The organism is Intestinimonas sp. RTP31139st1_F5_RTP31139_211217 (genome assembly GCF_040226735.1).
In the GTDB taxonomy this organism is placed as follows: Bacteria; Bacillota; Clostridia; order Oscillospirales; family Oscillospiraceae; genus Intestinimonas; species Intestinimonas butyriciproducens.
The window spans coordinates 1-11851 of sequence record NZ_JBCOAQ010000053.1 but is presented as its reverse complement, the minus strand read 5'-3'; the positions used below and the strand labels follow the sequence as shown (position 1 = coordinate 11851).

10 protein-coding genes and 1 pseudogene are annotated in these 11851 nt (G+C 61.5%); 4 read left to right on the top strand and 7 right to left on the bottom strand.

What is annotated here, in order from left to right; all coding sequences use genetic code 11:
• Positions 1-1382: pseudogene (locus tag ABUA09_RS17020) on the top strand (hypothetical protein); the annotation flags it as partial.
• A gap of 150 nt (positions 1383-1532) precedes the next feature.
• On the opposite strand, the gene ABUA09_RS17015 reads toward ABUA09_RS17020, so the two are convergent.
• From ABUA09_RS17015 to ABUA09_RS16985, 7 genes are all read right to left on the bottom strand, one after another.
• On the bottom strand, positions 1533-2558 hold the full coding sequence (locus ABUA09_RS17015) for a rod shape-determining protein (RefSeq protein ID WP_033118960.1): 1026 nt from the start codon (positions 2556-2558) through the stop codon (positions 1533-1535).
• 136 nt (positions 2559-2694) lie between these two features.
• Positions 2695-3399: a ComF family protein gene (locus ABUA09_RS17010; RefSeq protein ID WP_058117008.1), complete on the bottom strand. Its 705-nt coding sequence runs from the start codon at positions 3397-3399 to the stop codon at positions 2695-2697.
• A complete protein-coding gene (locus tag ABUA09_RS17005; RefSeq protein WP_165366542.1) occupies positions 3396-3572 on the bottom strand; it encodes a hypothetical protein in 177 nt (58 codons plus the stop codon). The genes ABUA09_RS17010 and ABUA09_RS17005 overlap by 4 nt, the downstream gene beginning before the upstream one ends.
• 219 nt (positions 3573-3791) lie before the next feature.
• On the bottom strand, positions 3792-6032 hold the full coding sequence (recD2, locus tag ABUA09_RS17000; protein WP_349949557.1) for an SF1B family DNA helicase RecD2: 2241 nt from the start codon (positions 6030-6032) through the stop codon (positions 3792-3794).
• Between the two features lie 16 nt (positions 6033-6048).
• A complete protein-coding gene (locus tag ABUA09_RS16995; protein WP_227151820.1) occupies positions 6049-6381 on the bottom strand; it encodes a glycosyltransferase family 2 protein in 333 nt (110 codons plus the stop codon).
• A gap of 45 nt (positions 6382-6426) precedes the next feature.
• A complete protein-coding gene (locus tag ABUA09_RS16990) occupies positions 6427-6912 on the bottom strand; it encodes a COG2426 family protein (RefSeq protein WP_306792568.1) in 486 nt (161 codons plus the stop codon).
• A gap of 106 nt (positions 6913-7018) precedes the next feature.
• Complete coding sequence (locus tag ABUA09_RS16985; protein WP_197055581.1) at positions 7019-8395, bottom strand: sigma-54 interaction domain-containing protein; 1377 nt, start codon at positions 8393-8395, stop codon at positions 7019-7021.
• Positions 8396-8640: 245 nt separating this feature from the next.
• On the opposite strand from ABUA09_RS16985, the gene ABUA09_RS16980 reads away from it, so the two are divergent.
• From ABUA09_RS16980 to ABUA09_RS16970, 3 genes are read left to right on the top strand one after another with little or no spacing between them, the layout of a single operon-like run.
• Entirely contained in the window at positions 8641-9585 is a 945-nt protein-coding gene (locus ABUA09_RS16980) for a 3-hydroxyacyl-CoA dehydrogenase family protein (protein WP_208319935.1), read from the top strand.
• Between the two features lie 52 nt (positions 9586-9637).
• Complete coding sequence (locus tag ABUA09_RS16975; RefSeq protein ID WP_279201786.1) at positions 9638-10486, top strand: beta-keto acid cleavage family enzyme; 849 nt, start codon at positions 9638-9640, stop codon at positions 10484-10486.
• A gap of 45 nt (positions 10487-10531) precedes the next feature.
• Positions 10532-11830 (top strand): GntP family permease, encoded by a 1299-nt coding sequence (locus ABUA09_RS16970; RefSeq protein WP_033118968.1) that lies wholly within the window; start codon positions 10532-10534, stop codon positions 11828-11830.
• The last annotated feature ends 21 nt before the right edge of the window (positions 11831-11851 follow it).

Here is an 11851-nt window from a genome sequence, read left to right as displayed (position 1 = left end):
TCCTGGCGGCGATCCTGGCCCTGGCGGTGGGGGGCTGCGCCCTGGTGGGCGGCGCCGAGACCGTTCCGCCGGAGACCGCTCCGCCCCGGGAGACGCCGCCGGAGGCCGCCTCCGCCCTGCTGGAGGACGGAACTGGGTATGACCTCCCCAACGGTATGACTCTGGCCGTCCCCGGTGCTGTGTCGGAGGAGCTGCTGGTCTTCCCCGCCGGGGAGGCGGAGCTGGGGGAGGCGCCGTATCTGGTGTGGGTCTACGAGAAGAAGAGCTATGAGGACGGCATGACGGACTACGGCTCACCCGCGGGCTTTCTCTTCTGCATCCTGCGGTACGACCAGGTGGAGTACGAGCAAAACTACCTGGCCGTGAACGGCGGCGCCGGCGGCCTGGATTTCTTCGCCCGGGACGGGGCGTACTATTACGGCTGGGGCACCGCCACCGATGTGCAGTACTACCGCTCCGACGAAGGGGAGACCGACGCAGGCGGCCAGGGGTGGAAGGACTGGGAGGCACTGTTCGAGGCATTCCCGGCCATCCAGGCCGACTTCATCGCCCGCAACGGCCTGACGGCCTGCGACGGCGGGGCGGCGCTGGAGCGGGACTTCTTCTGGCCGGGGGAGCACCGCTATGTGAGCTACCACAACGCCGACTACACCCAATCCATGACCCTCACCCTCTCCCAGCCCGCCGTGCAGGGGGAGGGGGGCATCTGGTGTGTGGAGCGGTGGCAGGACAACAACTACGGCAGCCGCTATACGGTCCTGCCCTCCACCGACGTACCCGTGGCGGAGTACTACGCCGACCTCCAGGAGCAGACCGGCAGGGTCCACCCCATCCAAGGAGGGCAGGCGGACCTCCTGACCCCGGAGGGGGCGGCCCTGGACTGGCTACGGCAGGAGTATGCGGGAGAGGACATCTCCGCCGACAGCATCCGGCTGCTGGAGGGCGCGCCCGCCGGCGACGTGTGGGGGCGGCTCTCCCGGGTGCTGGCGCAGGAGGGGACGCTGGAGAGCTTCACCTGGGCCGGGGGAGCCGAGACCGGACTGCGGACCTATTCGGAGCCCGACTACTACCGGGATGAGGGACAGCAGTTGTCCTTATGGGGCGTGGCGGGGACCTGGCTGTATCTCTACGCCTGGGTGGAGGCCCAGCCCCCGGCGGCCCTGACCGGAGCGGCGGTCCGCTATACCGCCGGGAGCGGGGACGGCGTCCTCTTTCTGGCCGAGGGCGGGCTGGTCCGGGTGGACCTGGACGGGGAGACGCTGTGGGTACGCCCGGCCTATGACTACCAGAGCACCCCCTATGACCGGATGTACGATATCTGCCAGAAGTGGGCGGAGTATGCGCCGTTTTTGCAGGACATCTCCAGCAGCGCCCGCCCGTAGACGTCCCGCCTCCAGGGCGGCCCCTATACTGGACTGGAGGAGGGCCGCCGCGCTGCCCGAGTTTGACAGCTCAAAAGCCAAGAGGCCGGACGCAGATGCGTCCGGCCTCTTTCCATACAGTACATTCGCCCCAAGAGAGCAGCGGCGTTTTCAGTTGTTCATCTGCTTGCGGCGGGAGATGTTCATGGTGCCGTCCTGCATATCGCCCACCCACTCCAGGCTCTTGCCGGTGCCGTAGGCCACGCAGGAGATGGCGTCGTCGGCCACATGGGTCTCGATGCCGGTGTGGGACTCGATGAGCTTGTCGAAGCCCCAGACCAGGCTGCCGCCGCCGGTCATGACGATGCCGTTGGTGGAGATGTCGGCCACCAGCTCAGGGGGCGTGCGCTCCAGCACTCCGTGGATGGCCTCCAGGATGCGGGTGGAGACCTCCTCGAAGGCCTCGATCATCTCGGAGGAGGTGACGGTGAACACCCGGGGCAAGCCGGTCATGAGGCAGCGGCCCTTGACCTCGAAGGTCTGCTCCTCGGGCCGGGGGAAAACGCAGCCGATCTGCATCTTGATCTCTTCCGCAGTACGTTCGCCGATGAGCACGTTGTGCTTCCGGCGTATGTACTTGATGATGGCCTCGTCGAACTGGTCGCCCGCGATCTTGATGGAGGTGGATTCCACGATGCCGCCCAGGGAGATGACGGCGATATCGGTGGTGCCGCCGCCGATGTCCACGATCATGTGGCCGTCGGGTTTGGTGATGTCGATGCCCGCGCCGATGGCGGCGGCCAGAGGCTCCTCAATGAGAAAGACCCGCCGGGCGCCGGCCTGGATGCCCGCGTCCACCACGGCGCGCTCCTCCACCTCGGTGATGCCGGAGGGCACGCAGATGACCACCCGAGGCTTGAAGAGACGGAAGGAGGCGGCCTTTCGGATAAACTCCTTGAGCATCCGCTCGGTCATGTCGAAGTCGGAGATGACGCCCTCCCGCAGGGGGCGGATGGCCACGATGTTGCCGGGGGTACGGCCCAGCATCTGCTGCGCCTCGGTGCCCACCTTCAGCAGGGTGCCCTTGTCCTTGTCCATGGCCACCACGGAGGGCTCCCGCAGCACCACGCCCTTACCCTTGACGTATACGAGAATGGAAGCGGTACCCAAATCGATACCGATGTCTTTTGCGAACATACCAGCACCTCGAAATCTGTGAAGCTTTTCCTTTATTTTAGCCCAGAGACCCATAATGTATCCCCTTTGCTATCAGCATATGTACGGTTGATCCTATTTATTATATCGGGTGTTCCGACGCATTTCAACCTCAATTTCAAAAAGAAGGGGGAAAGGGGGCGGAAGGCCGCTCTTTTTGCGGTCCGGGGGTCCGGGCCAGGGTGGCGCAGAGCACGTCGGCGGCGCCCGCGGTGCGCAGGGTACGGGCGCACTCGGAGATGGTGGCGCCGGTGGTGATCACGTCGTCGATGAGGAGGACCCGCCGTCCGGCCACCAGCTCCGGGTCCGCGGCCTGATAGGCCCCCAGTACGTTGGCCCGGCGGGCTCCGGCTCCTCCGGCGAGGCCGGACTGGGCCTCGGCATCCCGGACCTTCCGCAGAGTCTCCACTGCCACGTCCCCCAGCTCCAGAGCGGTGGCGCAGGCCAGGAGCATGGCCTGGTCGTAACCCCGCTTTTTCAGCCGCTCCGGAGACAGCGGGACCCAGGTGATGAGATCGTACCGCCCGGACAAGTGATCCCGGACACACTGGGCCGTCAGCCGCCCGTAGACCTGGGCATAGCCGCTGCGGCCTTTGAATTTGAAGCGGTGAAAGGACGCGCGCACCGCGCCCTCGTACCACAGCGGGGAAGCGCACAGGGAGACGAACTCCGGCTTCTGCTCGGCGGCGGGGCCGGAGATCCAGGGCAGTTCCCGTTGACAGCGCTGGCACAGGCCGGACTCCCCACGGCGCAGCAGGGCGCGGCAGAAGGCGCACCGGGGCGGGAACAGCAGGTCCAGCAGGACCGACGCCCCGCCGCTCACGGCTTGTCCTCCAGATCGATGGGGCCGTGCTCCTTTTCAAAGGCGCGGATGCAGGCGGCAATGAGGTGCAGGACCTGACGGCTCATCGACCGCCCCTCATAGGCCGCGATATATTGCAGCTTGTCGTGGAGCTCTCCGTCCATACGGATGCTCAGATGCGTTCGGTTTTCCATATGCCTTGCCTCCGTTCATCAGGTAAGCAAAGCATATCTTTTGCAGTAAAAATTAGATTATTTTTAGTGCATTCTTACGGCTTGAAATTTGGGCAATCCTCCGGTGGGGAGGGGCACGCCCTCCGGGGGCCAAACCCATTTCTTTTTCCCTTTGAAAAAGAAACGGTTTTGGATACCAATTGGCCGCCCCCCGGAGGGGGGAACCCTCCGTCCCCCCTCCTAGGGGGACTGAACAGGTGGACCGGCCTCCGCGGCGGCCAGTCTGGCCCGCAGGCCGGAATACCGCCGCTGCTGCCGGTCGTTGCGGACCATCTGGACCACCTTTTCCTCATCCCCTACCAGGATGAAGAGTTCTTTGGCACGGGTGATGGCGGTATAGAGCACGCCCCGGGTAAGGAGCAGGGGGGCGCCGTCGCACACCGCCAGCACCACTGCCCGGTACTCGCTGCCCTGGGCCTTATGTACGGTCATGGCGTAGGCGGGCTCCAGTTCCCCCAGCATATCGGGGGCGTACTCCACCACCCGCCCGTCGAAGTCCACAGTAATCCGATCCCCCCTGGGGTCGATCTCCGTGATGCGGCCGATGTCCCCGTTGAAAACCCCCATACCGGCGCCCAGCCCCCCAGACTCCTTCCACATGAGGTCGTAGTTGTTCCGCACCTGCATCACCCGGTCCCCGGTGCGGAAGAGATAAGAGCCGAACCGCCGCTCCCCCTTGCCCTCTTCCGGGGGGTTGAGGGCGGCCTGGAGCATCTGGTTGAGGGAAAAGGTGCCGCTCTGGTGCCGGCGAGTGGGGGAGAGCACCTGGATCTGATCCGCCGGGATGCCCATTTTTTCGGGCAGCCGGGTCCTGACCAGCTCCACCACGGTCTCCGCCGTCCGCAGGGGGTCCCGCCGGCGGAGGAAGAAAAAGTCCCTGTACTGGTTCCGCAGGTCGGGCACCTCTCCCCGGTCCACCAGGTGAGCGTTCATGACGATGGCGCTTTGGGCGGCCTGGCGGAAGATCTCGGTGAGGCGCACCGTGGGCACCTGGCCGCTGCGCAGCAGATCGGAGAGCAGATTCCCCGGCCCCACGGAGGGAAGCTGATCCGGGTCCCCCACCAGGATGAGGCGGCAGTCCCCCCGCAGGGCGGCCAGCAGGGCCCGCATGAGGGGGATGTCCACCATGGAGGTCTCGTCCACGATGACGGCGTCCACGGCCAGGGGCTCGTCCTCGCCGTGGGCAAAGACCAGCTCCCCCGTGTGCTGGTCGAACTGGGTCTCCAGCAGGCGGTGGATGGTGGCCGCCTCGGTGCCGCAGGCTTCGCTGAGCCGCTTGGCCGCCCGGCCCGTGGGGGCGCACAGGGCGGTCTCCAGTCCCAGGTGGTCGAAGAGGGCGAGCACCCCCCGCAGGCAGGTGGTCTTGCCGGTGCCCGGCCCGCCGGTGAGCAGCATCACCTGCCGCCAGGCCGCCATGCCCACTGCCTCCCGCTGCTGGGGGGCGTACTGGATGCCCTGGGCGGCCTCGATGCGGTCGATGATGCCCGTGAGCCCCTCCGGAGGCAGCAGCTCCCGCTGGCAGAACTCGGTGAGGCGGAAGGCCACATAGGCCTCCGCCTCCTGCATTTGGGCCAGATAGCAGGCGTCCTCACCCGCCACGGTCTCCCGCACGATCTCTCCCCGCTCCGTCAGGGCGTCCAGGGCCTCGGTGAGGGGCAGACCGTCCTCCAGCCCCAGAAGCTGGCCGGTGGCCCACGCCAGCTTGCGGGCGGGGAGGAAGGTGTGCCCGTTCATCAGGTTGTGCCGGAGCTCGAAGAGGAGCCCGGCTTCCACCCGCTGGGGGTCCTCTCCCGCCGTGCCCAGGTCCAGGGCCAGCTGATCCGCTGTGGAAAAGGATACGCCCAGCTCCTCGTCCACCAGCCGGTAGGGGTTGTCCTGCAGCACGTCCAGGGCCTGATTTCCGTACCGGCGGTAGAGGGGCATGCCCAACTGGAGGGGGAGGCCGTGCTCCCCCAGAAAGGCCAGCAGCAGGCGCATGCCCATCTGGAGCCGGAAGGCGTCCCCGATCTGGAGGGCCCGCTTCCGGGTGATGCCCTTGATGCGGGTGAGGTACTCCGGGTGCTCCTCCAGCACGGTGAAGGTATCCGCGCCGAACTCCTCCACCAGCCGCCGTGCGGTGGAGGAGCCCACCCCCTTCACCGCGCCGGAGGACAGGTATTCCAGGATGGCCTTTTCCCCCACGGGGACCCGGCGCTCCACGATCTCAGCCTTGAACTGCTCTCCATAGGAGGCGTGGCGGCCCCAGCTTCCCTGGACGGAGAGCCCCTCGCCGGGGGCGGCGCCGGGCATGCAGCCCACCACCGTCACCGGTTCGCCCTCCCCCACGGTGAGGCGCAGCACGGTGTAGCCGTTTTCTTCATTGCGGAAAACCACCGAGTCCACCGTGCCCTCCAGGACCGTCAATTCCTTGTTCTCCTCCAAGGCGGAAAACTCCTTTTCATACCAAATACTCCGTCAGGGCGCCCATAGGGCACAGGATCACCCTGGGCTCCCGGCTCACCAGGGCGTTGGCGACGGCCCGGCCCAGAGGGTCCAGTCCGTCGTCGGCGATGACCACCGTGTAGCGCCTGAGCTCCCCGGCCCGGAGCCACAGCAGGGCCCGGACGGTCTGCTCCAGAGCGGCGCCGTCCCCCCGGGCGGGGACCACGGCATAGGCGGGGGCGTAAAAGTCCCTGGGGGCCAGGATGCGTCCAAAGGCCAGCCACCCCAGGGAAAAGAGGCCGAACACGGCCAGCAGGGACAGGAAGATCTCCAAAACAGCGTGTAGCAAAATGACCCACCTCCGCGCCATTCTATGCGCGGGGGCGGGTTTTCGTTAAAAAAGGGACGTGAAGCCGTAGGTGAGGCCCAGGATGAGGAACCCGGCGATGAGCACGCCCGCGAAGATGGAGGGCAGGGCCTTCCGCAGCGGCATGTCCAAAAAGGCGGCGGCCAGCGCGCCGGTCCAGGCTCCGGTGCCGGGCAGGGGCATCGCTACAAAAAGCATGAGCCCCAGATATTTGTATTTCGTCACCTTCCGGCCCTTCAGGTGGGCCTTGGCCTCCAGCCGGTCCACCAGATGGTCCAGCCTGGGCAGGCGGCGGCGCATCCATTGAAAAATGCGCCGGATATAGACGACGATGAAGGGGGCGGGCAGGATGTTCCCCACCACGGCGGACAGATAGGCGGCCCAATAGGGCAGCCCCAAGGCCACGCCGAAGGGGAGCCCGCCCCGCAGCTCCACCACCGGCACCATGGACACCAAGGTGGTAAAGACCATCTCGCCCAACTGATTGTTTTGCAGCCACTCTAACAGATCCAAAACGACGATCACCTCATGGGAGATATTGTACCACATGGGTGAGAGAGGGAACCATAAAAATTTTGTGAAGTTTTGGCGAAAGGGAGGCGGCTGGCCGCCTTGCCGCTCAGGGGGAACCGAGATGGTATTTTTTTAGCTTGCTGTAAAGTCTGCTGCGGTCAATCCCCAGGAGCCGAGCAGCTTTGGTCTTGTTGCCCCCGGTCCGGTCCAGAGCCTGGAGAATCGATTCCAACTCTGCCTGCTGGGTGCGCTCCCGCAGGGAGGCCGGTTCCAGCTGGGTCTGCTCCCTCTGGCGGCTGGCACGGGCTGCGAGAAAGTCAACATGCCTGGTGGTCATCATTCCGCTCTTGCACCGCACAGCGGCACGCTCGATGACATGTTCCAGTTCCCTGACGTTGCCGGGCCATGGGTAGGCATCAAAAAGAGTCAGCACATCCTCTTCCAGGCCGGTAATGGCGTAGCCATTCTCCTCATTGACTTTTTCGAGAAAAAAGCTGCAAAGGGGTGGAATATCCTCCAGCCGCTCTCGCAGGGGTGGAATGTTCAGCTCCACTACATTGATACGGTAATACAAATCTTCCCGGAAACGCCCTTCTTGGACCATTTTTTCCAGGTTTTGATTTGTACAGCAGATGATTCTCACGTCGACCTCCACCGATTTGATACCCCCCACCCGTTCAATCTCCTTCTCCTGCAAAACGCGGAGCAGCTTGGACTGGAGGTCCAGGGGCATCTCGCCGATCTCGTCCAGCAGGAGGGTACCGTGATTGGCCAACTCAAATTTGCCGATTTTGCCACCCTTGGCCGCACCTGAAAACGCTCCGTCCGCATAGCCGAACAGTTCGGACTCCAAAAGCGTTCCTGGAATAGCTGCACAGTTGATTTTGACATAGCTTTGAAGTGAACGGCCGCTGGACTGGTGAATTGCCCTGGCAAAGACCTCCTTGCCCACGCCGGTCTCTCCCGTGATCAGAAAGGTCAGATTGGAGTCGGCATAGTCCGAAATCGTCTGCTTGACCTCCCGAATGGTACAGGACTTTCCAATGACCCGATCCAGCGGCTTTATACTGTTTCTGAGGGCCTCCAGTTCGGCCTTGTACTTCTGATTTTCCAGTCTGATGTGCTCGAGTTCCTCATAGAGGCGGGTCACCTCAAAGATGTTGCCCATTGTCGTAGCAGCCAAAACGCCGATACACTTGCCGTCCTTACGGACCGGGATGCGGTTGCAGACCAGCGTGATCTCGCGTTCTGTCACATGGTCGTAGAGGGTCATGATGGACCCCATTTCGGCCTGACCCGTCTTCAGAACGATGTTCAGCCGTGTATTGGGGATGACCTCCGAGACGGGGCGGCCGATGGCAGCGCGGGAGGTCGTGCCCAGCAGTCTGGCATAGCCCTCGTTCAGATAGACGATGCGCCCCTTCGCATCCGCAACCACAAAGTTTGGGAAGGACTCCAGCGCGCATTGCATCAGTTCATCCATGGTGAGCACCCTCCATTCTGACCCGGCGGCCTGTCTGGATTATAGCATGGCACGATGGGATTGGCAATCAAAACTGTGGTGAAAACACTACAGCGAATGTGGCAAAACCGCAACAAAGCGCGGTGGTTCCCTGCGGTGATCCTGCGGGCAAAGCCTTGCAAGCAAAGACCTTCTTGACTTGGCACGGTTCTTGCTGAGCGATAGAAGGGTGGATCCCAAAAATCAAAAAAGGAGCGATTATGGATATGATTCAAAACATCAGTGTTTTGGGCGCTGGGACCATGGGGCATGGCATTGCCAGCGTGTTCGCCATGCACGGGTACAGGGTAAACCTTTACGAGTCCTTTGACAAGGTGCGGGAAGGCGTGATGCAGCAGATCTGGTCCGAGCTGCAATTTATGGTGGAGGAGGGCTATATTCCCGGTACCAAAGTGGAGGAGACCCTCTCTAACATTACAATCTACCGGGAGCTGGGACCCGCTGTGGAGCATGCAGACTACGTTATTGAGGCTGTCCCGGAGAATATGCAGCTCAAACAGAATCTGTTTCAACAGCTGGACAACCTGTGCCCCAAGCACACCATATTCGCCAGCAACACGTCCAGCCTCCCTCTCCATGAGATGACCGCGCTCCTCTCGGAGGAGAGGAAGACCCGTACCATGGTGTGCCACTGGTATAATCCCGCCCATCTCATCCCCATTGCCGAGCTCTCCCACTTCGGAAATATGAGCGAAGAGGTGTTCGATGAGGTCTATGAGCTTTATCTCAGGGCAGAAAAACAGCCTGTCAAGGTCCTCAAGGATATCCCGGGACTCATTGCAAACCGAATGCTCCACGCTCTGGCGCGGGAGGTGTTCTCGCTCATCGAGATGGGGGCGGCTTCCCCAGAGGACATTGACAAGGCACTCAAGTTCGGACCCGGCTTCCGCAGTGCCACCACCGGCATGTTGGAGGTAGCGGATATGGGGGGACTGGACGTCTGGTGCACCGTGGAAAACACGCTTTTTAAGGAGCTTTCCAATTCGGACCGCGCCTGTGGGATGATGCAGGACAAGGTGGCAGCCGGGAAGCTGGGACTCAAGACGGGAGAGGGCTTCTTCTCTTACCCGGAGGAGATACGGGAGCAGGTGAAAAACGACTTCAACCGAAGGCTCATCATACAGCTGAAGGCGAGCCGAAATTATACCTGACAGGACACGTCCGGATCATTTTATAATTTTTATAAAAGAGAGGTATTGTATTATGTCTAAGCTGAAGAACAAGCGTATCATTACCGTTGCCACCACTGGCGCATGGCCGAAAAAAGAGAATAATCCCAATGTCCCCCTCCAGCCTGATGAGATTGCCGAGGAGATCTATCAGTGCTGGAAGATCGGCGCCTCCGTAGCCCATGTTCATGTCCGAGACGAGGCGGGCAACGACTCCATGAAGGTAGAGACCTTCCGTAAGGTCATCGACACGCTCCGCGGCGAACATCCCGACTGCGACATTGTCTTGAATCTGACTGCTGCGGGCGGCATCGCCAATTCTGAGGAGGACCGCATGGCGCCCTTCAAGACTTTGAAGCCCGAGATGGCAAGCTTTGACTGTGGGACGATGAACTGGATGCACATGGGGGTGTTCAACAACAATCCCCCCTTTCTGGAGAAGATGGGCTATGCCATGCAGGAGGCCGGCGTCAAGCCGGAGATTGAGGTCTTCGACCCCGGTATGATCTACGATGCGGGTTACTACGTCAAAAAGGGAATTTTGAAAGCGCCGCTCCACTTCCAGTTCTGTATGGGCTGTGCTGGAGGAATCGACGCCACGGCGGAGGACCTGCTGTTTATGCGTGCCACCTTAGAAAAGGTGGCCCCCGGCTCCACCTGGAGCGCCTTCGGTGTGGGTAAGGGCGCGATGGAGATCATGTATACCGCCATCGCAGCAGGCGGCCATATCCGCGTGGGGATGGAGGACAATGTGGTCTACAAAAAGGGAATCCTGGCGGAGAGCAATATGCAGCTGATCGCCCGTGCCCGTCGAGTCATTGAGGAGTTTGGCTATGAGGTGGCCACTTCCCAGGAGGCACGTGCCATTCTGAGCCTTTCATAAGCGGACAATCCACAGAAATATTTTCAATCGAGGAGGAGAGCAGTTATGTCCTTTGCCATCGGACTTGGCGGCATCGTGGTTGCCCTGGTGTTCCTGACTGCGGCGGTCTACAAGGGATGGAGTATTCTGTACAGCAGTATCATCAGCGTCATTATCATCGCGGTGACCAACGGCTTGAACCTGTACGAGGCGCTGACGGTAAACTATGTCAGCAGTTTTACATCCTACGCCGCTTCCTATTTCATTCTGTTCTGCGAGGGCGCTATGCTGGGCAAGCTGTATGATGCCAGCGGGGCCGCCTGGAAAATCGGCAAAACTGTGGTGGACAAGTGCGGAACCAAGTTTGCACTGATCGGTTATATTGCCGTGGCTGCCGTTCTGGAATACGGCGGTATCTCCACCTTTGTTATCTGTTTTGTTCTGCTTCCCCTGGCCAAGCCTATTTTCAAGGAGACCGGGACCCCCTGGTATATGTGGCCGGCCATCACGATTGTACCGATTATCGGGCCGGAATTGATGACTCCCGGTGGTCTACAGAGCCACAATATCATACCCACACAGATCCTTGGTACAGATCTAACAGCCGCACCGGTCATGGGTGTTGTATTTACCGTGGTATACTTTGCGATATGTGGTCTGTACTTTGTGTGGGAGCTCAAGCGCGCCAAAAATGTGGAGTGGAAGCGCAATTCCCTGCCTCCTGTGGATGAGGCAGACGCCGGCATGGACCGGGAGAACGCCCCCAATATCATCGCAGCCATCCTCCCTATCGTGGTCGGTGTGGTGCTTATCAACTTTGCAAAACTCCCTCCGATCTACGGCCTGGGCATCAGTGTCATCCTGTGTATTCTCCTTTTCTACCGCAGCATCCCTTCCGGCGAGCTGGTTCCCGCGCTGAATGAGGGCTTTTCCAATGGCGTTATGCCCCTTATTATGGTCACCGCTGTGGTGGGCATTGCCCAGGTCGTAGCGCAGACGGATGCCTTCGATGTGGTGAAAAATCAGCTTTTGACCTTCAGCAGCACCTCCAAAGTCGCCACCGCCGTGTCGGTCGTGGGTATCACTAATGTTATGGCCCTCATTTGCGGCTCCGCCTCCGGCGCCATCGCCATGACGCTGGATATGTTCAGCGAGGCTTGGCTGTCCGCAGGGCTGGACCCGGAGTGGATTCACCGTGTGGTTGTCACCGCCTCAGGCGGGTTTGATACCGTGCCCTGGAACTCATTTGTAGTGCTCATCCTCACAATGGGAAAGCTGGACCATAAGCGTTCCTATATGCCCATCTTCTGGGTTTCACTGATGGCGCCCATCTTGATAGCTCTGCTGGGCGTATTCTTCGTGTAAAATCCAATGGCGTAGAAAGGC

Bases quoted from the DNA above. Each gene is read 5' to 3' on its own strand.
- ABUA09_RS16975 (WP_279201786.1), top strand. From the start codon at position 9,638: ATGTCTAAGCTGAAGAACAAGCGTATCATTACCGTTGCCACCACTGGC.
- ABUA09_RS16980 (WP_208319935.1), top strand. From the start codon at position 8,641: ATGATTCAAAACATCAGTGTTTTGGGCGCTGGGACCATGGGGCATGGC.
- ABUA09_RS17015 (WP_033118960.1), bottom strand. From the start codon at position 2,558: ATGTTCGCAAAAGACATCGGTATCGATTTGGGTACCGCTTCCATTCTC.
- ABUA09_RS16985 (WP_197055581.1), bottom strand. From the start codon at position 8,395: ATGGATGAACTGATGCAATGCGCGCTGGAGTCCTTCCCAAACTTTGTG.
- ABUA09_RS17005 (WP_165366542.1), bottom strand. From the start codon at position 3,572: ATGGAAAACCGAACGCATCTGAGCATCCGTATGGACGGAGAGCTCCAC.
- ABUA09_RS16970 (WP_033118968.1), top strand. From the start codon at position 10,532: ATGTCCTTTGCCATCGGACTTGGCGGCATCGTGGTTGCCCTGGTGTTC.